This window comes from Streptomyces sp. NPDC088745 (assembly GCF_044751045.1).
GTDB lineage: Bacteria > Actinomycetota > Actinomycetes > Streptomycetales > Streptomycetaceae > Streptomyces > Streptomyces cremeus.
On the sequence record NZ_JBIVLB010000020.1, the window covers coordinates 33,387 to 60,260 of the forward strand.

A 26,874-nucleotide genomic window follows, 5' to 3' on the forward strand; every position below is an offset into this window, starting at 1 on the left:
TGAGACCGTACGGCCCCCTCCGCACGACCGCGGCGGGGGCCGTACCGGCGCCATGCCCGCCAACAGGTCTAAACCAATTGCCGGATGGCTCTTGTCACCCGGCCCTTCGACTGATGAGCTAGGCCCCGGGACACATCGGACGCCCCTGGGAATGGGAGATGTCGTGAGCAACGAAAGCCTGGCCAACCTTCTTCGAGAAGAGCGTCGATTCGCTCCTCCCGCCGAGCTGGCCGCGAACGCCAACGTCACTGCGGAGGCGTACGAGCAGGCCGAGACCGACCGGCTCGGTTTCTGGGCCGAGCAGGCGCGCCGGCTCACCTGGGCCACCGAGCCCACCGAGACGCTCGACTGGACGAACCCGCCCTTCGCGAAGTGGTTCGCCGACGGCAAGCTGAACGTCGCGTACAACTGCGTGGACCGCCACGTCGAGGCGGGGAACGGCGACCGCGTCGCCATCCACTTCGAGGGCGAGCCGGGCGACAGCCGCTCCTTCACGTATGCGGAACTGAAGGACGAGGTGTCGCGCGCCGCGAACGCCCTCACCGAGCTGGGCATCCGCAAGGGCGACCGCGTCGCCGTCTACCTCCCGATGATTCCCGAGGCCGCGATCGCGATGCTGGCCTGCGCCCGTGTCGGCGCCGCGCACTCGGTGGTCTTCGGCGGTTTCTCCGCCGACGCCGTCGCCTCCCGCATCCAGGACGCCGACGCCAAGCTGGTCATCACCTCCGACGGCGGCTACCGGCGCGGCAAGCCGTCCGCGCTGAAGCCCGCGATCGACGAGGCCGTCGCCAAGTGTCCGACGGTCGAGCACGTCCTGGTCGTCCGGCGCACCGAACAGGAGACGGCGTGGGACGAGTCCCGCGACGTGTGGTGGCACGAGATCGTCGGCCGGCAGTCGGCCGAGCACACCCCGGAGGCCTTCGAGGCCGAGCACCCGCTCTTCATCCTGTACACCTCGGGCACGACGGGCAAGCCCAAGGGCATCCTGCACACCTCCGGCGGCTACCTCACCCAGGCGGCCTACACCCACCACGCCGTCTTCGACCTGAAGCCCGAGACCGACGTCTACTGGTGCACGGCCGACATCGGCTGGGTGACCGGCCACTCGTACATCGTCTACGGGCCGCTGGCGAACGGCGCGACGCAGGTCATGTACGAGGGTACCCCCGACACCCCGCACCAGGGGCGCTTCTGGGAGATCGTGCAGAAGTACGGCGTGACCATCCTCTACACGGCGCCGACCGCGATCCGCACGTTCATGAAGTGGGGCGACGACATCCCCGCGAAGTTCGACCTGTCCTCGCTGCGCGTCCTCGGGTCGGTCGGCGAGCCGATCAACCCCGAGGCGTGGGTCTGGTACCGCAAGCACATCGGCGGGGACACGTGCCCGATCGTGGACACCTGGTGGCAGACCGAGACGGGCGCGATGATGATCGCTCCGCTGCCGGGCGTCACCGAGACGAAGCCGGGCTCCGCGCAGCGCGCGCTGCCCGGCATCTCCGCGACGGTGGTGGACGACGAGGCGCGCGAGGTGCCCGACGGCGGGGGCGGCTACCTGGTCCTCACCGAGCCGTGGCCGTCGATGCTCCGCACGATCTGGGGCGACGACCAGCGGTTCATCGACACGTACTGGTCGCGTTTCGAGGGCAAGTACTTCGCGGGCGACGGTGCCAAGAAGGACGAGGACGGCGACATCTGGCTGCTGGGCCGCGTCGACGACGTGATGCTGGTGTCCGGGCACAACATCTCCACCACCGAGGTCGAGTCCGCGCTGGTCTCGCACCCGTCGGTCGCCGAGGCGGCCGTGGTCGGCGCGGCGGACGAGACGACCGGTCAGGCGATCGTGGCGTTCGTGATCCTGCGCGGCACGGCGTCCGAGACGCAGACGCTGGTCGCGGACCTGCGCAACCACGTCGGCTCGACACTGGGCCCGATCGCCAAGCCGAAGCGCATCCTGCCCGTCGCGGAGCTGCCCAAGACCCGCTCGGGCAAGATCATGCGCCGGCTGCTGCGCGACATCGCCGAGGGCCGTGAACTGGGTGACGTCTCGACGCTCACCGACGCCTCCGTGATGGGGCTGATCCAGACGAAGCTGCCGAGCTCGGCGGACGGCGAGGACTAGTCCCCCCTCCCCCGACCGCCCCTCCGGTCGCAGTAAGGGCACCCGGCGCTCCCCGCGCCGGGTGCCCTTTTCGTCCGTAAAGTGAAGGTCGCCGGATACGCCCTTGCGCACCACCGGTAGAGTTGTCGCTCGCGTCAGGAACGCGTCAAAACTCAACAGGTGCGCCGGGAAGTCTGGTCGGCAATGTGCTTCATGCTGCCCACCGACCGGAGGTAGATTCCCGTGGCCGCGCCCACTCCCCCCACGTCCGCTCCCGAGAGCAAGAGCAAGTTCCTCGGACGGCTCCCCCTTCCCGAGCGGCGCTACGTCGCCGAGGCCCTGCGCACCGAGACGGTGGGCGGCGTCCTGCTGCTCGTGGCCGCCGTCGCGGCGCTGATCTGGGCGAACACCTTCGGCTCCGGTTACGAGGCGTTCCGCGGGCTGCACTTCGGGCCCGGCTTCCTCGGACTCGACCTGTCCGTGCAGCACTGGGCGGCCGACGGCCTCCTCGCCGTCTTCTTCTTCGTCGCGGGCATCGAACTCAAGCGCGAACTCGTCGCGGGCGAACTGCGCGACCCGAAGGCCGCGGCGCTCCCGGTGATCGCCGCCCTGTGCGGCATGGCGGTCCCGGCACTCGTCTACGTGCTCGTCAACGTGGTCGGCGGCGGAGACACCGGCGGCTGGGCCGTGCCGACCGCGACCGACATCGCCTTCGCGCTCGCGGTCCTCGCCGTGATCGGCACCTCGCTGCCGTCCGCGCTGCGGGCCTTCCTGCTGACCCTGGCCGTCGTCGACGACCTCTTCGCGATCCTGATCATCGCGGTCTTCTTCACCACCGACATCAACTTCCTGGCGCTCGGCGGGGCCTTCCTCGCGCTGGCGGTCTTCTGGCTGCTGCTGCGCGCGAACGTCCGCGGCTGGTACGTCTACGTACCGCTCGCCCTGGTGATCTGGGGCCTGATGTACAACAGCGGCGTGCACGCCACCATCGCCGGTGTCGCCATGGGCCTGATGCTGCGGTGCACCCGGCGCGAGGGCGAGGAGCACTCGCCGGGTGAGCACATCGAACACCTGGTGCGGCCGCTGTCGGCGGGGCTCGCGGTGCCGTTGTTCGCCCTGTTCTCGGCGGGCGTGTCGGTGTCCGGGGGCGTGCTCGCGGACGTCTTCACCAAGCCGGAGACGCTCGGCGTGGTGCTGGGCCTGGTGCTCGGCAAGGCGCTCGGCATCTTCGGCGGCACCTGGCTGGCGGCCCGCTTCACCAAGGCGGAGCTCAACGAGGACCTGGTCTGGCCGGACGTCTTCGCGATCGCCTCGCTGGCCGGAATCGGCTTCACCGTTTCGCTCCTGATCGGCGAACTCGCCTTCACCGACGACTTGCAACTGGCCGAAGAGGTCAAGGCGGCGGTGCTCATCGGCTCGCTGACCGCCGCGATCCTGTCAGGCGTACTGCTGAAACTGCGGGTCCGCAAGTACCGCGCGCTCTACGACGAGGAGGAGCGCGACGAGGACATGGACGGAATCCCGGACGTCTACGAGGTCGGCAAGCCGGAATACCACCTGCGGATGGCCGACATCCACGACGCGAAGGCCGCCGAACACCGACGGCTGGCCGCCCAGTACGCGGGTAGCGGCAACAACGGCACCGGAGACACCGGCGCCACGAACACCGCACAAGTGCCGGGGGCAGCGCGCGACGACCGCAGCGGTCCGGCATGATCTGACTTCAGATCCGGCGAGTGTTCCGACATGTGTCGAAAACTCGCAGAGCTTGAACAAAAGAGGGAGTAAGCGATGAGCGACCCCGCGCGCAACGCCCACGGCGTCGAGAGCGCCGAGCGCAGCCTCGGCCAGTTGGTCGCCACGGCGACCACCGAGCTGTCGGCACTCGTGCACGACGAGATCGCGCTGGCCAAGATCCAGCTCCGGCAGGACGTGAAGCGCGGTGCGGTCGGCGGTGGGGCGTTCGGCGCGGCCGGCGCGGTGCTGATCTTCTCGCTGCCGATGCTGAGCTTCGCACTGGCGTACGGCATCCACGCCTGGAGCGACTGGCACCTGTCGGTCTGCTTCCTGCTCTCCTTCGTGGCGAACGTCCTGGTCGCGGGGCTGCTCGCGCTGATCGGCGTGGTCTTCGCGAAGAAGGCCAAGAGGGGCCGCGGCCCGCAGAAGGCGGCCGCGTCCGCCAAGGAGACGGCGGCCGTTCTGCAGAATGCGAAGCCGCACCCCCGTCAGACGCCGGACAGCACGTCCGTTGTGGCACGCTCGTCCGTATGACAGCCCTTGACACCAACGGCTCTTCCGGTACGCCCGCCACATCCGCCGCATCACCGGCCTCCGCCGCGTCCCTCGTGCGGCTCGACGGCCCGTGGACGCACCGGGACGTGGCGGCCAACGGCGCGCGCTTCCACATCGCGGAGCTGGGGGAAGGGCCGCTGGTTCTGCTGCTGCACGGGTTCCCGCAGTTCTGGTGGACCTGGCGGCATCAGCTGACGGCGCTCGCCGAGGCCGGGTTCCGGGCGGTGGCGATGGACCTGCGCGGGGTGGGCGGCAGCGACCGCACGCCCCGGGGATACGACCCGGCGAACCTCGCGCTCGACATCACGGGCGTCGTACGGTCCCTGGGCGAGCCGGACGCGGCCCTCGTCGGGCACGACCTGGGCGGGTACCTGGCGTGGACCGCGGCGGCGATGCGCCCCAAGCTGGTGCGCCGGCTGGTGGTCTCCTCGATGCCGCACCCGAGACGGTGGCGCTCCGCGATGCTGTCGGACTTCGCGCAGTCGCGGGCCGGCTCCTACGTCTGGGGCTTCCAGCGTCCGTGGGTACCGGAGCGCCAGCTCGTCGCGGACGACGCGGCGCTGACGGGCCGCCTGATCCGGGACTGGTCGGGTCCCCGGCAGCCGGACGACAAGGTGGTCGACACCTACCGGCGGGCGATCCAGATCCCTTCGACCGCGCACTGCTCGATCGAGCCGTACCGGTGGATGGTGCGCTCGATGGCCCGTCCCGACGGCCTCCAGTTCAACCGGCGGATGAAGACTCCTGTACGGGTGCCGACGCTGCATCTGCACGGCTCGCTCGACCCGGTGATGCGCGCCCGCAGCGCCGCGGGCTCCGGCGAGTACGTCGACGCGCCCTACCAGTGGCGGCTGCTGGAAGGACTCGGACACTTCCCGCACGAGGAGGACCCGGCCGCCTTCTCGGCCGAACTCATCCACTGGCTCCAGGACCCGGAACCGGCCCGCTAGATCCGGAGCCCACCCCCGGCAGAACACTTGTCCTACGAACTGCCAATTGCCTCCCGCATAGGCCAATTGGCGGCCTGTCAGGCGATTATCGACCTTGGGTGCCGGGCAGAGGTCGGGGTATGGGCTGGACGCACGACTACGGTGACGCAGCACGCAACCGCCGCTCGGCAATGACGCCGATCGCTCACGAGAGGGGACGCCCCCACAATGAGGGCCGCCAACACCCCGGCACGGCGATCGGCATTCCCCGTATCCTTCGGCGTCGCGCCCGGTGGATGTCGGCACGGCTGAGGCATCAGCGCAGCTGACGCCTCCCCCCGGCACCCGGCTCCCTGGCACGGAACGTCTCCGTCGGCCGAGGTCGCGCCCCCGTCGGGCGACCATGGCCGGTCAGTCCTTCCGGAGGTAGTCGAGTCCGGGATGTGCGCCCCGGTAGCCCTCCAGCAACCTGTGCGCCACCTGGACCGAGTCGACGAGCGGGTGCAGGGCGAACGCCTTGACCGCCTCCCGTCGCGACCCGCTCTCCCCCGCGGCCAGCACGCACCGCTCCACGGCCTTCACGGCGGCCACCAGGCCCGCCTCGTGACCGGTGAGCTGCGAGACCGCCAGGGGGTGCGCCCCGGTCGCGTCGACCAGGCACGGTGCTTCCACCACGGCCGCCTCGTCGAGGACGTCGAGCACGCGGCCTCCGTGCAGGCCACCGCCCTCCCGGCTGCCGTCGGACAGACCGACGTCTGGCCGGTCGGCGACGGGCCGGTCGACGGCTGGTGCGGTGCTCCTGCCGTTGCGGACGTTGAGGATCAGCGTGGTGCGTTCGTCGCGTGCGACGGCCCGCATCAGGGCCAGCGCCACGTACTCGTACCCGCCGGACTCCAGGTCGTCGGCGGCCCGCTCCCCCGCGCCCGCCGCCTCCCGGTTCTCCGCCATGTACGTCGCCTCGCGCTCGGCCCTCGTACGGTCCCAGGCTTCCCAGGCCGCGCCCTGCGGCCCTGTGGCCGCACGGGATGCCGGACCGGTCCTCAGAGCGTCGTAGAAGCGCGCCTGCTGGTCGCGGAGGAAGGCACCGCGGGTCTGCCTCGCCTGCTGGTAGGCGGCGACCGCCTCGCGGGTGAAGTAGTAGTAGTGCAGATACTCGTTGGGGACGGAGCCCAGGGAGCGCAGCCAGTCCGCGCCGAAGAGACGGCCCTCCTCGAAGGACGTCAGCCGCGCGTCGTCGGTGAAGAGCTGGGGCAGCACATCGCGGCCCGCCACGTACAACCCGCGCAGCCAGCCGAGGTGGTTGAGGCCCACGTAGTCCACCCGCGCCGACGCGGGGTCGGCGACGCCGAGCGTGCGCGCCACCCTGCGGGCCAGGCCCACCGGGGAGTCGCAGATGCCGATGACGCGCTCGCCGAGGTGACGGGACATGGCCTCGGTGACCAGGCCGGCCGGATTGGTGAAGTTGATGACCCAGGCCTCGGGCGCCAGCCGGGCCACCCTGCGGGCGATGTCGACGGCCACGGGGACGGTCCGCAGGCCGTACGCGATGCCGCCGGCGCCGACGGTCTCCTGGCCCAGTACCCCTTCGGCCAGGGCGATCCGCTCGTCGGCGGCCCTGCCCTCCAGGCCGCCGACCCGGATCGCGGAGAAGACGAAGTCGGCGCCGCGCAGCGCCTCGTCGAGGTCGGTGGTGACCGAGACCTCGGGCGCGTCGGGGACGCCCTCGGCGGCGGCGCGGGCGGCCTGGTCCCCGAGCACCCGGGCGATGGCGGCCAGCCGGGCCGGGTCCAGGTCGTACAGGGTGAGGTGGGTGACGCGGCCCTCGGCGCAGTCGCGCAGGAGTGCTCCGTACACCAGCGGGACGCGGAATCCACCGCCGCCCAGGATCGTCAGACGCATGCTCGTGGCCTTTCGGTAGGGACCCGCTGCCCGGGTCTCCGGTCCGCCTGCGGGTTCTCCCGCGAATGCGGGCTCTCCTGCGGATACGGATACGGATACTTCAGCCTCGCAGGTCACCTGATGCTCATGAATCAACCCGTGGGTTGGCATTTCTGCTCAGCCCACGGGTTGATTCCGAGGTCGTACGGGGCGCGTCGGCTCCCTGGTGTGCGGAACCCCGAGCGGGACGGGCCCCGGGGCGGGGGCGGCCGGGCACGCGGGACGGATCAGAGCGCGCAGCCCTGGCTGTCCACCTGCTGACTGGCCGTGCGGCCGGTCTTGATGTCGTCCTGGATCTCGTCGGCGGTCAGCGCGTAGCCCGTCTGCGGGTCGTCCAGCGACTTGGCGAAGATGACGCCGTAGACCTTGCCGTCGGGGGTCAGCAACGGGCCGCCGGAGTTGCCCTGGCGGACCGTCGCGTACAGCGAGTAGACGTCGCGGCGGACGGTGTCGCGGTGGTAGATGTCGGGGCCCTTGGCGTTGATGCGGCCGCGGACGCGGGCCGACCGGACGTCGTACGAGCCGTTCTCCGGGAAGCCGGCGACGATCGCGCTGTCGCCGCTGCGGGCGTCCTTGGCGATGAATTCCAGCGGCTTGGCCTCCAGGGCCGGGACGTCCAGGACGGCGATGTCGCGCTGCCAGTCGTACAGGACGACCTTGGCGTCGTACAGCTTGCCCTCGCCGCCGATCTGCACGGTCGGCTCGCTGACCCCGCCCACCACGTGCGCGTTCGTCATGACGCGGCGGTCGGCGAACACGAAGCCGGTGCCCTCCAGGACCTTGCCGCAGCTCGGCGCCGTGCCGACGACCTTGACGATGGACTGCTTGGCTCGGGCCGCCACCGGGCTGCCGGCGAGCTTCGGGTCGGGCGGGGTGACCTCGGTGATCGGCTCGTTCGAGAACGGGCTGAAGACCTGCGGGAAACCATTCTGCGCGAGGACGGAGCTGAAGTCCTCGAACCAGGTGCTGGCCTCTCCCGGCACCACCCGGTCCACCCCGAGCAGCACCTTAGAGCTCCGCACCTCCTTGCCGAACGTGGGCAGCGACGAGCCCGCGAGGGCGGAGCCGATCAGCCAGGCCACCAGCAGCATCGCCACGACGTTGACCAGCGCGCCGCCGGTCGCGTCCAGCGCGCGAGCGGGCGACCAGGTGATGTGTCTGCGCAGCCTGTTGCCCAGGTGGGTGGTGAAGGCCTGCCCCACCGAGGCGCAGACGATCACGATCACGACCGCCACCAGGATTCCGGTGGTGGAGTCGCCGAGGGAGGAACCCTCGTCGAACCACCCCCAGATGACCGGCAGCAGATACACCGCGACAAGACCGCCGCCGAGGAACCCGATCACCGACAGCACGCCGACGACGAATCCCTGGCGGTACCCGATCACCGCGAACCACACGGCCGCGACCAGCAACACAATGTCCAGGACGTTCACGCCCGCCACCCTGCCATGTCCGTCATGCGTGCCAGTCGAGCGGGACCTCGCGGGAGCGGTCCCAGGGACGCTCCCAGCCTGCGAAGTGCAGGACCTTGTCCACCACGCCCGCCGTGAATCCCCACAGCAGGCCGTGTTCCAGCAGGAAGGCGGGGCCCCGGTGACCGCGCGGATGCACGCTGGTGGCCCGGGTCGCCGGGTCGGTGAGCTGCGCCACCGGGACCGTGAAGACGTGCGCGGTCTCGCCCTGGTCGACGGCGCCGACCGGGCTCGGCTCCCGCCACCAGCCCAGCACCGGGGTCACCACGAAGCCGCTGACGGGGATGTACAGACGCGGCAGCACCCCGAAGACCTGAACACCGGAGGGGTCGAGTCCGGTCTCCTCCTCGGCCTCCCTGAGGGCGGCCCGCAGCGGCCCCGTGGTCGCGGGGTCGCCGTCCTCGGGGTCGAGGGCGCCGCCAGGGAAGGAGATCTGCCCGGCGTGCGAGCGCAGGCTGCCGGCCCGCTCCATCAAGAGCAGTTCGGGCCCCTGCGGCCCCTCGCCGAAGAGCACCAGGACCGCCGACTGACGTCCGCTGCCGCTTTCCGGCGGCAGAAAGCTGCTCAACTCCTCGGGACGGACACTGCGGGCCAGGCCGGCCACCGGATCGAGCCAGGCGGGCAGGCCCTGGTCGCTGACGACGACCGGGCCGGACGCGGCCGCCACGTCACGTGCGGCTCCGCCGACCGAGCCGGACGCGGCCCTCCCGTCGCCCGTGGCTCCGGCCGGCGGGCCGGACGCGGCCGCCCCGTCATCCGCGGCCTCGGCAACCCGTTCGGACGCCGACCTCACGTCGCCCATGCCCCCGGCCGGCGGGCCGATCGCCGTCGTTCCGTCCTCGTACGTCTCACTCGCGGCTCCCGCTGTGCTCGTCCGTGTCATCCGCCACACCCCGTACCTTCCCAACGTCCGCACCCGGCACGATCGTTCCGCACCACGTCGTCGTTCCCTCAATCCGTGGACCGTCCGGGGTCATTTTTCGGCCGCGGCCGCTCCCAGCGGCGGCGCCGGCCTGCCGCCCGCGTCCAGGAAGGACTGCGGGGGCTTCAGCCGCTGTCCCGGGTGCCCGCTCTTCTCGTACTTCAGCAGCTTTTCGGCCTTCTCCGGATCCGTCTCGCCCACGCCGTACGACGGACACAGGGCGGCGATCGGGCAGGCGCCGCAGGCGGGCTTGCGGGAGTGGCAGATGCGGCGGCCGTGGAAGATCACGCGGTGCGAGAGCATCGTCCACTCGGTCTTGGGGAAGATCTCGGCGACCACCGCCTCGACCTTCACCGGGTCCTCCTCGTCGGTCCACTTCCAGCGGCGTACCAGTCGCCCGAAGTGGGTGTCGACGGTGATTCCGGGAACGCCGAAGTAGTTGCCCAGCACCACGTTGGCGGTCTTGCGGCCGACCCCCGGCAGGGTCACCAGGTCCTCGATGCGGCCGGGCACCTCGCCGCCGAAGTCGTCCCGCAGGGCCGCGGACAGGCCCAGCAGGGACCTCGCCTTGGCGCGGAAGAAGCCCGTCGGCCGGATGATCTCCTCCAGTTCCTCCGGCACGGCGGCGGCCATGTCCTCGGGCGTCGGGTACGCCTCGAAGAGGGCCGGGGTGGTCTGGTTGACGCGCAGGTCGGTGGTCTGGGCGGAGAGCACCGTGGCGACCAGTAGCTGGAAGGGGTTCTCGAAGTCGAGCTCGGGGTGGGCGTACGGGTAGACCTCGGCCAGCGCGCGGTTGATCCTGCGGGCGCGGCGGACCATGGAGAGGTGGGACTCGGGCTTGGCCTGCTTGGCAGCGGCCTTCTTCGCCGCCGGGGCTCCCGCGGCCCCCGCGGCCTCCGGGGCCTGCTTCGCCTTCGCGGAGGGCTTCCTCTCGGCGGCCTTCTTGACCGGAGCCTTCGCAGCGGCCTTCTTCGCCGGCGTCTTCCCAGCGGCCCTCTTCGCCGGGGCCTTCGCGACGGCGGCCTTCCCGCCCGGCGCCTTCTTCGCCGCGGTCGGCCCGGCCGACGTCGCGGTGACCGCTTCGGCGGCCTTCCCCGGTTTCGCCGCGGCCTGTTCGCCCACGGCGGAATTACGACCTGCTGTCACCTGTCCGGCCCCCTTGACCTGCGCTCTCACCGGCGTGTTGGACACCCGTCCAGCCTAGGTGCAGCCACGGACATCCACCTTGGCCACAGCTCAACGCGTACCCAATCAGCCCCCTGAAGCACGACCTGGCCCGGATGTAAGTCATCCTTGGTGATTGAAGTGATTGATCGCACTGTTTTACCGTCCGGCATCATGGGGATCCAGGTCCCCTGAGCAGGTCGACAAGGAGAGAACACGTGGACGACGTTCTGCGGCGCGCCCCGCTCTTCGCGGCGCTCGATGACGAGCAGGCCGCGGAGCTGCGCGCCTCCATGAGCGAGGTGACCCTCGCACGCGGTGACGCCCTGTTCCACGAGGGCGACCCCGGTGACCGCCTCTATGTGGTGACCGAGGGCAAGGTGAAGCTGCACCGCACCTCCCCCGACGGCCGGGAGAACATGCTGGCCGTCCTCGGCCCCGGCGAGCTGATCGGCGAGCTGTCGCTGTTCGACCCGGGTCCGCGCACCGCCACCGCGACGGCGCTGACCGAGGTCAAGCTGCTGGGCCTCGGCCACGGCGACCTCCAGCCCTGGCTGAACGTACGCCCGGAGGTCGCGACCGCGCTGCTGCGCGCGGTGGCCCGCCGACTGCGCAAGACCAACGACCAGATGTCCGACCTGGTCTTCTCCGACGTGCCGGGCCGGGTGGCCCGTGCGCTTCTGGACCTGTCGCGCCGCTTCGGTGTGCAGTCCGAGGAGGGCATCCACGTCGTGCACGACCTGACGCAGGAAGAGCTGGCCCAGTTGGTCGGCGCCTCCCGCGAGACGGTCAACAAGGCGCTCGCGGACTTCGCGGGCCGCGGCTGGCTGCGCCTGGAGGCGCGGGCCGTGATCCTGCTGGACGTGGAACGTCTGGCGAAGCGCTCGCGCTGACACTGCCGTACGGGAAGTACGGACCGTACGGGCGACGGACGGACCGTACGGGCGACGGGAAGTACAGGCAGTACGGAAACGGGCCGCACCCTCTGTGAGGGTGCGGCCCGTTCCGTTCGTCACGGTGTTCAGTCCTTGCCCACGATCACCGGCGTCCGGCTGCCAGAGCCGCACGGAACGGCGTACACCGGGTGCTTCTGGGCGGCCTCCTTGTAGGCCTCGATGCACTGGTTCGCGAGCACCTTGTCGCTGAGCGAGTTGTTCAGGATGCGGTTGGCCTGGGCGACGCCCTCGGCCTCGATCTTGCGCCGCTTGGCCTCGGCGGTGGCCGTCTTGGCCGCCTCCTCGGCCCGCTCGGTGGCCTGCTGCTGCTGGATCTTCCGGTCGATCTGGCCCTGGAGCTGCGCGGAGGGCTTCACATTGCGCAGGTTGACGGCCGCGACGGCGATCCCGCGCGGAGCGAGCCGCTCCTTGATCAGCTCGCCGATCTCGGCGTTGATCTTCTCGCGGGCCGAGGAATAGCCCTGTTCGCTCGTGTGCCGGGCGAACACGTTGCGGATGATCTCCCGGCTGTCCGGCTGCACCAGACGCGTCTGCACGGACTCCTCGCTGCCCGCGAGGCGGTACAGCTCGACGACCTTGTCCGGGGTCACTGCCCACTTCACGGTCAGCTCGACCTCCATGACGCCGCCCTGCGAGGAGCGGACCTCGACGACGTCCTTGTCGGAGAGGTTGAGGTCGACGGGGCGGGTGGAGAAGGACGTGACGGTCGTGAACGGCGAGCGCAGGTGCATGCCGGAGAGCATCGGCCCGCCGACCTTGCCGAAGGTGACCGGCACCCCCACCTCGTACGCGCTCATCACGTACAGACAGCTGGAGATCCCCGCGATCAGCCCGGCGAGCAACGCGCCCGCCGCACCGAGTCTCAGACCTCGGGTGTCCTGCGCCCGGCCCACGAAGTAGAGCACCACGGCGGCCAGGACGAGCAGGATGGACAGCACAAACACAGTGGTTCCCCCCAGGAACAACGGACATCATGCCGGTACGCACCGGATGTAGGCGGAGAGTAAGCCATGGACATGACCAGCGCGGGGGAATTCGCGGGACGCCCTCCCCCGCACCCGTACATCGGGCGCGAGGGCTCCCTGTGCCGGGTCCAGGAGGAGTTCCGCCCCGTCGTCGCGGCGCTCCGCACGCGCCTGGCGACGGAGTTCGGCCCCGAGCGGCTGCACAGTGCGTATGTGTACGGTTCCGTGCCGCGCGGCACCGCCCGCCCCGGCCGCTCCGACCTCGACGTCCTGCTGGCCCTGCGCGGCGAGCCGACGGCTGCCGACCGGCAGGGCATGCGGCGGATCGGCGAGGTGCTCGACGTGCGGTTCCCCCAGATCGACGGCGTGGGTGAACTGGTCTTCAGCGAGGCCGTGCTGACGAGCGAGCGGGAACGGTACGACATGGGCTGGTTCGTCGCCTGTCTCTGCACCCCGCTGCTCGGGCCCGACCTCGGCGAGCGCCTGCCCCGGTACCGCCCCGACGCGCTGCTGGCGCGGGAGACCAACGGGGGCCTGATCGACGCGCTGCCGCGGTGGCGGGAACTGGTGGCGACGGCGGGTTCCGCGGCGGAACTCCGACGGCTGGAACGGACCTTCGCGCGCCGTCTCGTACGCACCGGACTGACCCTGGTGATGCCCCGCTGGGGCCGCTTCACCAGCGAACTCGCCGAATCCGCCGAGGTTTTCGCCCGGTATTACCCGGAGCGTGGCGACGAGATGCGAAAAATTTCTGAGGCGGCCGGGAATCCTTCGGGCCTACCGGCCGTTCTCTCTGTGTACACCGAGGATTTCGGACCGTGGCTGGCGACCGAGTACATCGCAGTCCACGGCAGGAAGACCCCTCGGCCGTAGAGAAGTACCGCAGTGCGCAGTACCGGAGTTCCGCAGGTCAGTGGGTCATTGAGCCCCCGCAGCTTGTGAACTGCACAGGGAAGAAGCACCAAGGCGGCTCAGGCGCGCGGCCGCTCGGAACGCGGCCGTCCGCAACGCCTCGGTCCGGAGCCCGGCCATCCGAGACGCGGTCATCCGGACCATCCGGAACGCGGCGGCCCGCAACGCCACGGTCCGGAGCTCAGCTCGGCCGCTCGCGTCCGATGAGGCCGTGCTCGCGCAGATACGCCAACTGCGCCCGCACCGAGAGCTCAGCCGCAGGCCACAGGGACCGGTCCACGTCCGCGTAGACATGCGCCACCACGTCGGACGCACTCACGTGCCCGTTCTCCACCGCCGTCTCCACCTGTGCCAGCCGGCTCGCCCGGTGCGCCAGGTAGAACTCGATCGCGCCCCGGGCGTCGTCGAGCACGGGGCCGTGGCCGGGCAGAACGAGCCGCACCCCGTCGTCCACCGTCAGCGACCGCAGCCGCCGCAGCGAGTCCAGGTAGTCCCCGAGCCGGCCGTCCGGATGGGCCACCACGGTGGTGCCGCGCCCCAGCACCGTGTCCCCCGTCAGCACGGCCTGGTCGGCGGGCAGATGGAAGCAGAGAGAGTCGGCGGTGTGCCCCGGCGTGGGCACCACCCGCATCTCGACTCCGCCGGTGGTGATCACATCGCCGGCGCCCAGCCCCTCGTCCCCGAGCCGCAGCGCGGGGTCCAGCGCCCGCACGGAGGTCCGGGTCAGCTCCGCGAACCGCGCGGCGCCCTCCGCGTGGTCGGGGTGCCCGTGCGTCAGCAGGGTCAGCGCGACCCGCTTGCCCGCCTTCTCCGCGGTGTCGATCACCGCCCGCAGGTGCACGTCGTCCAAGGGGCCCGGGTCCACGACGACGGCCAGGTCGGAGTCCGGCTCGGACACGATCCAGGTGTTCGTGCCGTCCAGGGTCATCGCCGAGGGGTTCGGGGCCAGGACGTTGACCGCGCGGGCGGTGGCGCGGCCGGACAGCACGCCGCCGCGGGGCTGCCCGGGCAGGGCCGCGGCGTCCGTCATCGGGTGCCTCCCGCGGAATCGGCCTGCCCGGAGGCGGCGGCCGGGACGTGCTTGGTGAACTCGTCGTGGCCCGGCCAGCTCAGCTCCAGTTCGCCGCCGACGAGACGGGCCCGGGCCAGTACGGGTGTCATGTCCTGCGCCGGAGCGCCCGCCAGGACCTCTGCCGCCGTACGGTACGGCTGGAGCCGCCGCAGCGTGGAGATGGTGGGCGGCATCATCAGCAGCTCGCCCCGGTCGTATCCGGCTGCCGCCTCGGCCGGGGAGATCCACACGGTGCGGTCGGCCTCCGTGGAGGCGTTGCGGGTCCGTTGTCCGGCCGGCAGCGCGGCCACGAAGAACCAGGTGTCGTAGCGCCGGGGTTCGAACTCGGGGGTGATCCAGCGCGCCCACGCGCCCAGCAGGTCGGAGCGCAGCACCAGCTCTCGCCGGTCGAGGAACTCGGCGAAGCCCAGCTCCCGGGCCACCAGGGCCTGCCGGTCCGCCTCCCAGTCCGCGCCGGTGGTGTCGCCGACCACGGTGTCCTCGGTGGGGCCGGCGAGGAGGACGCCCGCCTCCTCGAAGGTCTCGCGGACGGCCGCGCAGACCACCGCCTGGGCGGCGCCCAGGTCGTCCGGCAGGCCCAGCCGCTCGGCCCACTCGGGCAGGGAGGGGCCCGCCCAGCGCACCAGCGAGTCGTCGTCCCGGGGGTCGACGCCGCCGCCCGGATACGCGTACGCGCCTCCGGCGAAGGCCATGGAGGCGCGTCTGCGCAGCATGTGGACCCGGAGTCCGTCCTGGTCGGCGGCGGTGCCGTCACTCAGCAGCAGCACGGTCGCGGCCCGCTTGGGGGTCGCGGGGACGAGCTCGCCGCTCGCCAGCGCGCGAATCCGGTCGGGCCATTCGGGCGGGTACCACTGACCATTGGACATGGCCGGATGCTACGGCCAACCGCCGCGATGTTCGAGAGGCAGTTGTACCCGGCACGGACATACGCCGGGGCCCGGCAGCGGTCCCCGCCGCACGGACCGGACCGGGTCGTACCCGGCCCGGATCGCCCCCCGGGCCGGGCCGCCCCGGACCAGGCCGCGCCCGGACCGGGCCCGGGACCGGGTCACGCCTCGGTGAGCTCCACCTGGATCTCGACCTCGACCGGGGCGTCCAGCGGCAGCACCGTGACGCCGACGGCGCTGCGGGCGTGCACGCCCTTGTCGCCGAGCACCTCGCCGAGGAGCTCGCTCGCCCCGTTGATGACGCCGGGCTGGCCGGTGAAGTCGGTGGCCGAGGCCACGAAGCCGACGACCTTCACGACGCGCGCGACGCGGTCCAGGTCACCGGCGACGGACTTGACGGCCGCCAGGGCGTTCAGCGCGCAGATCCGCGCCAGGTCCTTGGCTTCCTCGGCGGTGACCTCCGCCCCGACCTTGCCGGTGACCGGCAGGGCGCCGTCCACCATCGGGAGCTGGCCCGCGGTGAAGACGTACACGCCGGACTGCACGGCCGGCTGGTACGCGGCGATCGGCGGGACGACCTCGGGCAGGGTCAGGCCGAGCGAGGCGATCTTCTCCTCGACCGCGCTCATGCGGACTTCTCCCGCTTGAGGTAGGCCACCAGCTGCTCGGGGTTGTTCGGACCCGGCACGACCTGGACGAGCTCCCAGCCGTCCTCGCCCCAGGTGTCCAGGATCTGCTTCGTCGCGTGGACGAGGAGGGGGACAGTCGCGTACTCCCACTTTGTACTCATGCGGCCGAACTCTAGCCGGTGGAAAGCGGGTGGGAACGCCCGGGAAGCCCCGTCGGAACGTACGGGACGGGCGGCCTCCTGATTGGCCCGCGGACCTACTGGTTAGGCTCGAAGGCGTGAGCAGGCTCCAGGTCGTCAGTGGCAAGGGCGGTACCGGCAAGACCACGGTCGCCGCAGCACTCGCGCTCGCCCTCGCCACCGAGGGCAAACGCACCCTTCTGGTGGAGGTCGAGGGCAGGCAGGGCATCGCGCAGCTCTTCGAGACGGAGCCCCTTCCGTACGAGGAGCGCAAGATCGCTGTCGCGTCGGGCCGCGGGGAGGTGTACGCCCTCGCGATCGACGCCGAACGCGCGCTCCTGGACTACCTCCAGATGTTCTACAAGCTGGGCAGCGCCGGGCGGGCGCTGAAGAAGCTCGGCGCGATCGACTTCGCGACGACCATCGCGCCGGGACTGCGGGACGTCCTGCTGACCGGCAAGGCCTGCGAGGCGGTCCGGCGCCGGGACAAGAAGGGCGCGTACGTCTACGACCACGTGGTGATGGACGCACCGCCCACCGGGCGCATCACCAAGTTCCTGAACGTGAACGACGAGGTGGCGGGACTCGCGAGGTTCGGGCCGATACACAACCAGGCGCAGGCCGTGATGCGGGTCCTCAAGTCCCCCGAGACCGCGGTGCACTTCGTGACGCTGCTGGAGGAGATGCCGGTCCAGGAGACCGCGGACGGGGTCGCCGAACTGCGGGCCGCGGAGCTGCCCGTGGGCAAGGTGCTGGTGAACATGGTCCGGCCGGAGCTGCTGGACGGGGCGGCGCTGCGTTCGGCGGCCGGCGAGCGGCGGGCGGCGGTGGCGCGGGCGCTGTCGGCGGCGGGCCTGGGCGGTGCGCGGCCCGGCGGTCCCGCGGAGCGACTGGTGGACCCGCTCCTGGAACAGGCGGCGGAGCACACGCAGCGGGTCGAGCTGGAACGGGAGCAGCGGGCGGCGCTGGCCGGGACCGGCCTTGAGACGTACGAACTGCCCATGCTGGGCGAGGGGTTGGACCTGGCCGGGCTCTACCGGCTGGCGGCGGCGCTCCGTACCCACCTGGGGGCGGACCGGGCAGGGAGATCGGCATGAGCGCGGACAGGCACCGGGCGGACGGTACGGCGATGGTCTCGGCACCGGCGCTGGACATCGATCCGCTGCTGGACGACCCGGCCACCCGGATCATCGTGTGCTGCGGATCGGGCGGCGTCGGGAAGACGACCACCGCGGCGGCACTGGGCGTGCGGGCGGCCGAGCGGGGACGGCGGGCGGTGGTGCTGACCATCGACCCGGCGCGCAGGCTCGCCCAGTCGATGGGGATCGACTCCCTGGACAACGTGCCGCGCCGGGTGAAGGGCGTCGACGAGAGCGCGGGCGGCGAGCTGCACGCCATGATGCTCGACATGAAGCGCACCTTCGACGAGATCGTCGAGGCGCACGCGGACGCGGACCGGGCCCGCGCCATCCTGGACAACCCCTTCTACCAGTCCCTGTCGGCCGGGTTCGCCGGTACGCAGGAGTACATGGCGATGGAGAAGCTGGGACAGCTCCGCTCGCGCGACGAGTGGGACCTGATCGTCGTGGACACCCCGCCGAGCCGGTCGGCGCTGGACTTCCTGGACGCGCCGAAGCGGCTGGGGTCGTTCCTGGACGGGAAGTTCATCCGGGTGCTGATGGCTCCGGCGAAGGTGGGCGGCCGGGCCGGGATGAAGTTCCTCAACGTCGGCATGTCGATGATGACCGGCACGCTCAGCAAGCTGATGGGCGGCCAACTCCTGCGTGACGTGCAGACGTTCGTGGCGGCGATGGACACGATGTTCGGCGGGTTCCGGACGCGCGCGGACGCCACCTACCGGCTGCTCCAGGCGCCCGGGACGGCGTTCCTGGTGGTCGCCGCCCCGGAGCGGGACGCGCTGCGCGAGGCGGCGTACTTCGTGGAGCGCCTGGCCGCCGAGGAGATGCCGCTGGCCGGTCTCGTACTCAACCGGGTGCACGGCAGCGGCGCACCCCAGCTCTCCGCCGACCGGGCCCTGGCGGCCGCGGAAAATCTTGCGCAGGGCGGCATTGTGGATCAGGGGGACGGGAATGCTGCTCCTCGTGGCTCCACGGCCGCCTCTCCCGAGACACCCCGCACCACCGCGAGCAGCGGCGCCGCCGACGGCACGCCCACCGAGAGCGAGCACGCCGAGGACACGCACGCCGTCGACACACCACCCACCGACGGCACGGACGACGTCGCGCAGTTGACCGCGGCCCTGCTGCGGCTGCACGCCGAACGCATGCAGGTCCTCGCGCGTGAACAGCGAACGCGCGACCGCTTCACCGCACTCCACCCCGAGGTGGCGGTGACCGAAGTCGCCGCCCTGCCCGGAGACGTGCACGACCTGGCCGGCCTGCGGACCATCGGTGAGCGTCTGAGTCACCGGTGAGCCGCCGGCCCGTGGGCCCCCTGGGGCCCGCAGGTCATCCGTGAGCCGTGAGGCCTGTGTGCACCCCGGGGCGTACGCGAACGACGCACCGCGGTGAGCGACCGGCGGCCGATCCGGACATCCCCGTCCGGGTCCTTCGCCCTGCGCGCCGTCACCCCCGGCACCGTCCCACCCGGCCCGGCCGTCACTCCCGGCACCGTGCCACCCGGCCCGGCTGCCACGATCGGCCCAGCCCCGCCACGATCGGCCTAGCCCACCGCGGCGTACGTCTCCTCGTACACCTCGGCCTCTTCGAGCACCGCGGGCAGGATTCCCGCGCCGCGCTCGTACTCCGTGCGCGCGGTCTCCAAGAGCCTGCGCCACGAGGTGACCGTCGGCCGCCTGCGCAGCAGCGCACGGCGTTCGCGCTCCGTCATGCCACCCCACACGCCGAATTCGACGCGGTTGTCCAGCGCGTCCGCCAGGCACTCGGTCCGCACCGGGCATCCGGTGCACACCGCCTTCGCCCGGTTCTGCGCCGCTCCTTGTACGAACAGTTCATCCGGATCGGTAGTGCGGCAGGCTGCCTGCGCACTCCAGTCGGTTACCCAGCCCATCCCGGCGCCGTCCTCTCCCGAATCGAGGCTCCCCCACGGCGGCAGCGGCATATTCACCGCTGCCAGTTGAGGACGTTACGGAAGGTGGGCACAGCGCAACACCCCCTTCGGGCCCAATCTTGAATGGCCCGAACGGACTATGCGTACGCGGCAGATCACCCAGGGGAGTGAGCTGGGGACATGCGTCATCTACCCGGCGAAACGGGACAGTTCAGCGGAGCCGAGGGGGTCTCGGGGAAAAGCGGGGGACCACTCGGCACGACCCCGCCGGAGTGAGACGGAACCGCACTGGCGTGACAGCTGAGAGCAGCTTAGGCCAGAGCCTTTACGTATGTCCGGCGATTGAGAACGTAGGCTGCTCCCCATGGCAAAAACGCGCTCGGGCGGGGGTCTCACGCGGACCCAGCAGGCCGCCAAGTTCCTCGGTGTCAGCGTGCTCTCCGGAGCCGTACTGGCCGGCATCGCCCTGCCCGCGGCCGGCGCCCTCGGTCTCGCGGCCAAGGGGACGGTCGAGGGTTTCGACACCATCCCGGCGAACCTCAAGCGCCCGCCGCTGAGCCAGCGCACCACGATCCTCGACAGCCAGGGCGGCAAGATCGCCACGGTGTTCTCCCGCGACCGCACGGTGGTCGACCTGAAGGACATCTCGCCGTACATGCAGAAGGCGATCGTCGCGATCGAGGACAACCGCTACTACGAGCACGGCGCGGTCGACATGAAGGGCATCCTGCGTGCCCTCAACCGCAATGTGCAGGCGGGCGGCACGGCGCAGGGCGCGTCCACGCTGACGCAGCAGTACGTGAAGAACGTGTTCGTCGAGGAGGCCGGCGACGACCCCGACAAGGTCGCCGAGGCCACCCAGCAGACCCTCGGCCGCAAGATCCGTGAGCTGAAGTACGCGATCCAGGTCGAGAAGGAACTCGGCAAGAAGAAGATCCTGGAGAACTACCTCAACATCACCTTCTTCGGCCAGCAGGCGTACGGCGTCGAGGCCGCCTCGCAGCGGTACTTCAGCAAGCGCGCCAAGGACCTGAAGCTGGAGGAGGCCGCGCTGCTGGCCGGGCTCGTCCAGTCGCCGACCCGCTACGACCCGGTCAACGACTCCGCCGAGGCCACCAAGCGGCGCAACGTCGTGCTCCAGCGCATGGCCGACATCCGCGAGATCTCGCCCGCCGAGGCCGCGCGCGCCAAGGCCGCCCCGCTCAAGCTGAACGTCAGCCGGCCCAAGAACGGCTGCATCACCGCGGTGAGCGGCGCCGGGTTCTTCTGCGACTACGTCCGCGAGATCTTCCTCAACGACCCGGTCTTCGGCAAGACCAAGGAGGACCGGGCCAAGATCTGGAACCAGGGCGGTCTGACCGTCCGCACGACCCTGGACCCGAAGGCCCAGAAGTCGACGCAGGCCTCCATCAAGGACCACGTCTACAAGAGCGACAAGGTCGCCACGGCCGTCACCCTGGTCGAGCCCGGCTCCGGCAAGGTCCTCGCGATGGGCCAGTCCAAGCCGTACGGCTTCGGGAACAACGAGACCCAGATCAACTACTCGGTCGACAAGAAGATGGGCGGCTCGAACTTCGGCTTCCCGACCGGCTCGACCTTCAAGCCGTTCCTGGCCGCGGCCGCGCTGGAGGAGGGCAGGCCCCCGACGCAGGTGTACTCGGCGCCGTACCAGATGCCCTATCCGGACCGCATCCAGACGTGCAGCGGCAAGCCGTGGGTCAACGCCGCCAACGAGAAGCTGGAGAACGAGAACGACAAGGAGGTCGGCCCGTATCCGCTCCGTGAAGCGATGAACATGTCGGTCAACACCTACTTCGTTCAGATGCTCCAGGACATCGGGATGTGCCCGGTGGCCAAGATGAGCGAGAAGATGGGCCTGGTCCAGGGCAACGGCAAGAAGATCCCGGAGGTGCCCTCGACGCTGACCCTGGGTTCCACCGGCATGTCGCCGCTGACCATGGCAAGCGCGTACGCGACCTTCGCCAACCGGGGCACGTACTGCACCCCGATCGCCATCGAGTCGATCACCGCCCCCGGCGGCAAGTCGCTGCCGGTGCCGAAGACCTCCTGCTCCGCCGCCATGGCCGAGCAGACCGCGGACACCGTCAACACGCTGCTGGGCGGAGTGGTCGACTCCGGTACGGGCAAGGAAGCCGGGCTCAAGGACGGCCGTGACAACGCGGGCAAGACCGGTACCACCGACGAGCGCAAGAACGCCTGGTTCGTCGGCTACACCCCGAACCTCTCCGGCGCCGTCTGGGTGGGCAGCCCCACCCAGCGGGTGAAGATGGAGAACATCACCATCGGCGGCAAGTACGAGGCCAAGGTGTTCGGCGGGCAGGTCCCCGGCCCGATCTGGAAGGACGCGATGTCCGGCGCCCTGGCCGGCAAGGACTCGCCGCAGTTCAGGACGGTCCACATCCCCGAGGCCCAGAAGGACAAGGGCGAGGACGAGGGCAAGCCCGACAAGAACAAGGGCCGCGACAAGAACCGCCCCGGCGGCGACAACAAGCCCCCGGGCCGGGGCGACGGCGGGGGCGACGACGGGGATGACATCTTCGGCGACTGGCCGTGATCCGGCGCCACCGGTGACCCCCTGAGCACGACGTGAGGGCGCCACCCCGACCGGGGTGGCGCCCTCACACGTACCTCGGCCGCTGCGGGTCAGCCCGCCAGCAGCTCCTTCACCGCCGCGGCGACGCGGCCGCCGTCGGCGCGGCCCGCGACCTTCGGGCTGACGATCTTCATGACGGCGCCCATCGCGCGCGGCCCCTCGGCCCCGGCCGCCCGCGCCTCGGCGACGGCCTCGGCGACGACCGCCTTCAGCTCCTCGTCGCTCAGCGGCTGCGGCAGGTACGTCGCGAGGATCTCGCCCTCCGCCTTCTCCCGCTCGGCCTGCTCGGCGCGACCGCCCTTGGCGAAGGCGTCGGCGGCCTCGCGGCGCTTCTTCGCCTCCTTGGCGATCACCTTCTCGACCTCGGCGTCGGAGAGCTCGCGGGCCTCCTTGCCCGACACCTCCTCGACCTGCACGGCGGCGAGGGTGAGCCGGAGCGTGGAGGAGCGGAGCTCGTCGCGGGCCCGGATGGCGGCGGTGAGGTCTTCCTTCAACTGCGACTTGAGCTGGGACTTGAGCGTGGTCATGACGCAAGTGTGGCAGGTCGTACGCCCCCGCCGCCCACCGATTTACGCCGCGGCGTCCGGCCCCTCCCCCATCTGCAACGATGGGAGGCATGCGCGCACGTTACGGAGTACCCCTGGGAATCACGGCCGTTGGCGCGGCCACACTCGCCTACGCGGCCGGTTTCGAGGCCCGTTCCTTCAGACTCCGACGCGTGAGCGTTCCCGTCCTCCCGCCGGGTGCGAAGCCCCTCCGCCTGCTCCAGGTCTCCGACATCCACATGGTGAGCGGCCAGCGCAAGAAGCAGCGCTGGCTCCAGTCGCTGGCCGGGCTGCGCCCCGACCTGGTCGTCAACACGGGCGACAACCTCTCCGACCCGGAGGGCGTGCCGGAGGTCCTGGACGCGCTCGGCCCGCTCATGCAGTTCCCCGGCGCGTACGTCTTCGGCTCGAACGACTACTACGGGCCGAAGCCCCGCAACCCCGCCCGCTACCTCCTCGAAAAGGTCCAGGGCAAGCACGGCCTGAACGGCAACCCGCCCGTCGTCGGCGCCGTCCACAACCCGTGGGAAGAGCTCCGCGACGGCTTCGACGCCGCGGGATGGCTCAACCTCACCAACACCCGCGGCAACCTCAAGCTCCGCGACGGCTTCGACCTGGCCCTCACCGGCCTCGACGACCCGCACATCAAGCGCGACCGCTACGCCGAGGTCGCGGGCGGCCCCTCCGCCACCGCCGACTTCTCGCTCGCCGTGGTCCACGCGCCGTACCTGCGGGCCCTGGACGCCTTCACCGCCGACGGCTACCCCCTGGTCCTCGCCGGCCACACCCACGGCGGCCAGGTCTGCATCCCCTTCTACGGCGCCCTGGTCACCAACTGCGACCTGGACACCGACCGCGTGAAGGGCCTCTCCACCCACACCCACGGCGGCCACCGCTCCTACCTCCACGTCTCCGCGGGCTGCGGCGCGAACCGCTACACGCCGGTGCGTCTCGCCTGCCCCCCGGAGGCGACCCTGCTGACGCTGACGCCGAAGGCCTGACCAGCGGTCGTACGGGCCGGGCCCCACCGCGCAGGGGCCCGGCCCGCGCCCCCACCCGTACGGGCCCGGGGCCCACCGCGCCGGAGACCCGACCCCACTCCCCCGTCCCGACCCACCGCCTCAAACCCGGACGAACTCCCCTACCGTGGGAGTCATGATCGCCCCGTCCTCCCCGGGGGTGCCGGCCGCAGCGGTCGTGCCGCCCCACCGTCGTCCGTACGCAGCCGTCTTCCGCGCACTGCTCTGCGCGGCCGCCGTCACCGGCATCGTGATCGACATGGCCCTCGGCGATCCGCTCCGGGCGCCGGTCTACTTCACGATCCAGTCGAACGCCCTGCTCGCCCTGGTCCTCGGCTGGTCCGCCCAGCGCGCCTGGACCGGCCGGCCGGCCCTCTCCCCACGCCTCACCGGCGGCGCGTTCCTCTTCATCGCCATCACCGGCCTCGTCTACCACCTGATCCTGGCCAACGACTCCAGTGGCTTCTCCATGACCGGCGACGCCCTCACCGGCCCGCGCGCGGTCTCCAACCAGCTCCTGCACACCGTCACCCCCCTCGGGGCGGCCCTGGACTGGTTCCTCCTCACCGCCCCCGGCGGCCTCCGCTTCCGGTACGCCGCCCAGTGGCTGCTCTACCCGGCCGCCTACCTCGCCTTCGCCCTGATCCGCGGCGCCCTCCTCGCCCCCACCGCCGAGGCCCGCTACCCCTACCCCTTCCTGGACGTCGCCGCCCACGGCTACGCCAGTACCGCCACAACCGCCCTGGTCCTGGGCCTGGCCTTCTACGCGCTGGCCCTCGGCCTGGTCGCCCTGGACCGCGTACGCCCCGACCTGCGCCGCCGCGAAAACCGGATTTCGCGTGAGCGCGCGGGTGGGCTAAAGTAATCGATGTCGCCACGGCAACGCGGTGGACATCGGGGTGTAGCGCAGCTTGGCAGCGCGCTTCGTTCGGGACGAAGAGGTCGTGGGTTCAAATCCCGCCACCCCGACAGCTGAAACATCAGGTCAGGCCTGGTCTTCCTTAGGGAAAGACCGGGCCTGATTTGCGTTGGGGAGGCCGTGGGGAGTGAGTGGATCTTCGGTCGGCGTCCAGCAACGGGGGAAGCGGCGCTCCCGCGACATCGGTGCCGCCGACGGCCAGGGCGACGGTTCCCCGCATGTGGTCGTGCGTATGACCGCGGCGGTGGCAGGGCGGCGGCCAGGGGCAGGTACTGCATCCTCAGCGTCCCCCTCCTCAGGGCCGGAACACTCCTTCACCCTGATCCGGCTCTGTCGTCCCCCGAGGTTCCGCTGTGATTGAAGCCTCCATCGGTGCCGTTCCCGGCCTGATCGTTGTGGCTGGGCGTGGGCGGAGGTGACGCCCGCATCGGCGCCGTCACCGGTCAGCGGATCATCCCCGCCCCGTAGCCGATGCGGGCCGTGGGGGTACGCGGGCGTCCGGGGCCCGGGGCCGGTACAGTTCGCCGCTGATTGAGGTGGGCCGGGAGCGGTGTGGGTGGCCGTGTGCCAGGGGGGTCTGGCGCTTCGGGTCCATTTCGTGGCCGTGCCGCCTCTTATTGGAGTACACCCCGATGACTGCGTCCGTCGTGGCTGGGCCCCCTGCCATACCTGCGCCCGTTCTCCCCCGGGAGAGCGGGGCGCCGGCTTCCCCGGAGGGGGCGCGGGGCGGGCGGTTGTACGTGCTGGACGGGTTGCGGCTGGTGGCCGCGCTCATGGTGGTCGGGTACCACTTCGTCGGGTACGACCGGTGGACGGCTCCGCCGTGGCCCGAGTCCACCTCGGTGGTCTTCCCGGTGGCGCACCAGGTGGGCGGTTACGGGTGGCTCGGGGTGCAGTTCTTCTTCCTCATCAGCGGGTTCGTCATCTGCATGTCCTGCTGGGGGCGTACGGTCCGGCAGTTCGCGGTGTCGCGGATCGTGCGGCTGTACCCGGCGTACTGGTTCGCCGTGCTGGCCGTCGCGACGTTGATGCTGCTGGTGCACGGGTCGGAGCAGACGGGGATCACGGCGTCGAAGATCCTGACGAACCTGACCATGTTCCAGGGCGGCATGGGGGTCGGGAACGTCACGCCCGTGGCGTGGACGCTGTGGGTGGAGATGCGGTTCTATCTCCTGTTCGCCGTGGTGTGCGCGCTCGGGGTCACCTACCGGCGGTGCGTGGTGTTCTGTGCGCTGTGGCTGTTGGCGGCGATGGTCGCGCCGCAGTCGGACAGTCCGCTGGTGGAGATGGCGGTGATGGCCGAGGCCGCGCCCTTCTTCGTCGGGGGCATGGTCGTCTTCCTGATGCGCCGGTTCGGGACGTCGGCCGTGCTGTGGCTGTTGCTCGGCGGGTCCTGGCTGGTCGCACAGCACCAGTTGCAGGGGTTGGTGGAGGGCGCCGAGGGCGCGGTGGGCGGGAAGTTGTCGTGGGAGATCGCGCTGGGGCTGGTGACCGTCTTCTACGGGTTGTTGCTGGCCGTGGCGCTGCTGCCGCTGCGGGCGGTCAACCGGCCGTGGCTCGTGACGGCGGGAGCGCTCACCTATCCGCTGTACCTGCTGCACGAGGACTTCGGCTGGGAGGCGATCCGGTGGCTGCATCCCTCGATGCCGCCGTGGGCCGTGATCGGGGTGACGCTCGCCGGGCTGTTCGTGGTGTCGTACGCCGTCCATCGGCTCGTCGAGCGGCCGGGCGGGAAGGCGCTGCGGAAGTGGCTGGGGCCGAAGCCCGAGGGGGGACGGGCGAAGGCCGTCTGAGCCGTATCGCGTCAGCCGTGGTGGCGTGAGTGGGTCGGTTGCTGCCACGGCGCGGCCGTCCCGGAGGCGAGGGGGTACAGGGAAGCGGGCGTCAGTAGCGCTCCACCAAGTGGTCGCGGCCGGCGGGGGGTTCGTAGGGTTCGGGCCAGAATTCGGTGATCTCGGTGATCAGGCCCGTGTGCGGGTCGGTGGTGAAGAAGGTCTGGGCGTGGAGCTCCGTCAGACCTGAGGTGGTGTGGGTCCAGGTGGCCGCCTGGGGGGACTCGACGACCGTGCGCAGGACGCGGGTCTGCCGTGCGCCCGGGTGGTCGCGGTGGAAGCGGGAGCAGGCCTGCTTGCCGCGGATGCGTTCGCGGGTCTGCGGGAGGTCGTGGACGACGTCGTCCGCGAGGGTCGTGTCAAGGAGGCCCCAGTCGCGGGTGTCCAGCGCCTTCCAGTACGTGGCGATCAGGGCGTCCAGGGGTGGAGCGGCCGGTGGGTTCGGTGGGTTCGGTGTGCTCTCCGTCATGGGGGCAGTCTGCCCCGGGGGTCCGACA

General features: G+C 71.1%; 25 protein-coding genes and 1 tRNA gene. 14 read left to right on the plus strand and 12 right to left on the minus strand.

All coding sequences use genetic code 11. The features are described 5' to 3' along the window. The first annotated feature begins 151 nt into the window (after window positions 1–151). The 5 genes from acs to ACIP93_RS34095 all read left to right on the plus strand — a co-directional run bounded on the left by acs (window position 152) and on the right by ACIP93_RS34095 (window position 5,651). Window positions 152–2,122, plus strand: a complete 1,971-nt coding sequence (acs, locus tag ACIP93_RS34075) for an acetate--CoA ligase (protein ID WP_401765544.1) — start codon at window positions 152–154, stop codon at window positions 2,120–2,122. 222 nt (window positions 2,123–2,344) lie between these two features. Then, window positions 2,345–3,817: a Na+/H+ antiporter NhaA gene (nhaA, locus tag ACIP93_RS34080; protein ID WP_380837411.1), complete on the plus strand. Its 1,473-nt coding sequence runs from the start codon at window positions 2,345–2,347 to the stop codon at window positions 3,815–3,817. A gap of 75 nt (window positions 3,818–3,892) precedes the next feature. Then, complete coding sequence (locus tag ACIP93_RS34085; protein ID WP_345220336.1) at window positions 3,893–4,372, plus strand: phage holin family protein; 480 nt, start codon at window positions 3,893–3,895, stop codon at window positions 4,370–4,372. Continuing rightward, entirely contained in the window at window positions 4,369–5,343 is a 975-nt protein-coding gene (locus ACIP93_RS34090) for an alpha/beta fold hydrolase (RefSeq protein WP_401765547.1), read from the plus strand. The genes ACIP93_RS34085 and ACIP93_RS34090 overlap by 4 nt, the downstream gene beginning before the upstream one ends. Before the next feature lie 119 nt (window positions 5,344–5,462). After that, complete coding sequence (locus ACIP93_RS34095; protein ID WP_401765550.1) at window positions 5,463–5,651, plus strand: hypothetical protein; 189 nt, start codon at window positions 5,463–5,465, stop codon at window positions 5,649–5,651. Between the two features lie 82 nt (window positions 5,652–5,733). Here the strand turns inward: ACIP93_RS34095 and ACIP93_RS34100 are convergent, their stop codons facing one another. The 4 genes from ACIP93_RS34100 to nth form a co-directional block, all read right to left on the minus strand. Then, window positions 5,734–7,221: a 6-phospho-beta-glucosidase gene (locus tag ACIP93_RS34100; protein WP_401765553.1), complete on the minus strand. Its 1,488-nt coding sequence runs from the start codon at window positions 7,219–7,221 to the stop codon at window positions 5,734–5,736. A 266-nt stretch (window positions 7,222–7,487) separates the two neighbouring features. Beyond that, window positions 7,488–8,693: a MarP family serine protease gene (locus tag ACIP93_RS34105; RefSeq protein WP_401765556.1), complete on the minus strand. Its 1,206-nt coding sequence runs from the start codon at window positions 8,691–8,693 to the stop codon at window positions 7,488–7,490. Between the two features lie 22 nt (window positions 8,694–8,715). After that, on the minus strand, window positions 8,716–9,615 hold the full coding sequence (locus tag ACIP93_RS34110; RefSeq protein ID WP_401765559.1) for an NUDIX hydrolase: 900 nt from the start codon (window positions 9,613–9,615) through the stop codon (window positions 8,716–8,718). A gap of 90 nt (window positions 9,616–9,705) precedes the next feature. Continuing rightward, window positions 9,706–10,845, minus strand: coding sequence for an endonuclease III (gene nth, locus ACIP93_RS34115; RefSeq protein ID WP_401765561.1), 1,140 nt, complete (start codon window positions 10,843–10,845; stop codon window positions 9,706–9,708). Window positions 10,846–11,036: 191 nt separating this feature from the next. Between nth and ACIP93_RS34120 the strand changes: the two genes are divergently transcribed. Beyond that, on the plus strand, window positions 11,037–11,711 hold the full coding sequence (locus ACIP93_RS34120) for a Crp/Fnr family transcriptional regulator (protein ID WP_123460131.1): 675 nt from the start codon (window positions 11,037–11,039) through the stop codon (window positions 11,709–11,711). Between the two features lie 128 nt (window positions 11,712–11,839). On the opposite strand, the gene ACIP93_RS34125 is transcribed toward ACIP93_RS34120, so the two are convergent. Then, window positions 11,840–12,718, minus strand: a complete 879-nt coding sequence (locus ACIP93_RS34125) for a prohibitin family protein (protein WP_401765564.1) — start codon at window positions 12,716–12,718, stop codon at window positions 11,840–11,842. Between the two features lie 66 nt (window positions 12,719–12,784). On the opposite strand from ACIP93_RS34125, the gene ACIP93_RS34130 reads away from it, so the two are divergent. Continuing rightward, a complete protein-coding gene (locus ACIP93_RS34130) occupies window positions 12,785–13,612 on the plus strand; it encodes a nucleotidyltransferase domain-containing protein (protein WP_401765567.1) in 828 nt (275 codons plus the stop codon). Window positions 13,613–13,832: 220 nt separating this feature from the next. Here the strand turns inward: ACIP93_RS34130 and ACIP93_RS34135 are convergent, their stop codons facing one another. From ACIP93_RS34135 to ACIP93_RS34150, 4 genes are all read right to left on the minus strand, one after another. Then, a complete protein-coding gene (locus tag ACIP93_RS34135) occupies window positions 13,833–14,681 on the minus strand; it encodes an MBL fold metallo-hydrolase (RefSeq protein WP_345220358.1) in 849 nt (282 codons plus the stop codon). After that, window positions 14,678–15,589: an NUDIX hydrolase gene (locus ACIP93_RS34140; protein ID WP_401765570.1), complete on the minus strand. Its 912-nt coding sequence runs from the start codon at window positions 15,587–15,589 to the stop codon at window positions 14,678–14,680. Before ACIP93_RS34140 ends, ACIP93_RS34135 begins: the two co-directional genes overlap by 4 nt. A gap of 182 nt (window positions 15,590–15,771) precedes the next feature. Further along, window positions 15,772–16,239: a RidA family protein gene (locus ACIP93_RS34145; RefSeq protein WP_345220362.1), complete on the minus strand. Its 468-nt coding sequence runs from the start codon at window positions 16,237–16,239 to the stop codon at window positions 15,772–15,774. Then, window positions 16,236–16,400 carry a DUF4177 domain-containing protein gene (locus ACIP93_RS34150; protein ID WP_266664787.1) on the minus strand — a complete coding sequence of 55 codons (165 nt, stop codon included), beginning with the start codon at window positions 16,398–16,400 and terminating at the stop codon, window positions 16,236–16,238. The genes ACIP93_RS34145 and ACIP93_RS34150 overlap by 4 nt, the downstream gene beginning before the upstream one ends. A 116-nt stretch (window positions 16,401–16,516) precedes the next feature. Here ACIP93_RS34150 and ACIP93_RS34155 point away from each other — a divergent pair, with 116 nt between their 5' ends. Both ACIP93_RS34155 and ACIP93_RS34160 read left to right on the plus strand, forming a co-directional pair. Beyond that, complete coding sequence (locus ACIP93_RS34155; protein ID WP_401765572.1) at window positions 16,517–17,515, plus strand: ArsA family ATPase; 999 nt, start codon at window positions 16,517–16,519, stop codon at window positions 17,513–17,515. Continuing rightward, window positions 17,512–18,852, plus strand: a complete 1,341-nt coding sequence (locus ACIP93_RS34160) for an ArsA family ATPase (protein ID WP_401765575.1) — start codon at window positions 17,512–17,514, stop codon at window positions 18,850–18,852. Before ACIP93_RS34155 ends, ACIP93_RS34160 begins: the two co-directional genes overlap by 4 nt. 248 nt (window positions 18,853–19,100) lie before the next feature. Here ACIP93_RS34160 and ACIP93_RS34165 read toward each other — a convergent pair whose 3' ends face one another. Then, window positions 19,101–19,448 carry a WhiB family transcriptional regulator gene (locus ACIP93_RS34165; protein ID WP_345220373.1) on the minus strand — a complete coding sequence of 116 codons (348 nt, stop codon included), beginning with the start codon at window positions 19,446–19,448 and terminating at the stop codon, window positions 19,101–19,103. Window positions 19,449–19,812: 364 nt separating this feature from the next. On the opposite strand from ACIP93_RS34165, the gene ACIP93_RS34170 reads away from it, so the two are divergent. Further along, window positions 19,813–22,023, plus strand: coding sequence for a transglycosylase domain-containing protein (locus ACIP93_RS34170; RefSeq protein WP_345220376.1), 2,211 nt, complete (start codon window positions 19,813–19,815; stop codon window positions 22,021–22,023). 89 nt (window positions 22,024–22,112) lie between these two features. On the opposite strand, the gene ACIP93_RS34175 is transcribed toward ACIP93_RS34170, so the two are convergent. After that, window positions 22,113–22,589 (minus strand): GatB/YqeY domain-containing protein, encoded by a 477-nt coding sequence (locus ACIP93_RS34175; protein WP_345220380.1) that lies wholly within the window; start codon window positions 22,587–22,589, stop codon window positions 22,113–22,115. Between the two features lie 89 nt (window positions 22,590–22,678). Here ACIP93_RS34175 and ACIP93_RS34180 point away from each other — a divergent pair, with 89 nt between their 5' ends. The 4 genes from ACIP93_RS34180 (at window position 22,679) to ACIP93_RS34195 (ending at window position 26,338) form a co-directional block, all read left to right on the plus strand. Further along, window positions 22,679–23,608, plus strand: a complete 930-nt coding sequence (locus ACIP93_RS34180; protein WP_401765579.1) for a metallophosphoesterase — start codon at window positions 22,679–22,681, stop codon at window positions 23,606–23,608. 154 nt (window positions 23,609–23,762) lie between these two features. Then, the gene (locus ACIP93_RS34185; protein WP_401765582.1) at window positions 23,763–24,491 is read left to right on the plus strand and encodes a Pr6Pr family membrane protein; all 729 of its coding nucleotides are present in this window, start codon (window positions 23,763–23,765) and stop codon (window positions 24,489–24,491) included. A gap of 30 nt (window positions 24,492–24,521) precedes the next feature. Then, window positions 24,522–24,595, plus strand: a tRNA-Pro gene (locus ACIP93_RS34190). Window positions 24,596–25,285: 690 nt separating this feature from the next. Further along, entirely contained in the window at window positions 25,286–26,338 is a 1,053-nt protein-coding gene (locus ACIP93_RS34195) for an acyltransferase family protein (protein WP_401765584.1), read from the plus strand. Between the two features lie 91 nt (window positions 26,339–26,429). On the opposite strand, the gene ACIP93_RS34200 is transcribed toward ACIP93_RS34195, so the two are convergent. Continuing rightward, window positions 26,430–26,846, minus strand: coding sequence for a nuclear transport factor 2 family protein (locus ACIP93_RS34200; RefSeq protein WP_401765587.1), 417 nt, complete (start codon window positions 26,844–26,846; stop codon window positions 26,430–26,432). Window positions 26,847–26,874: the final 28 nt, after the last annotated feature.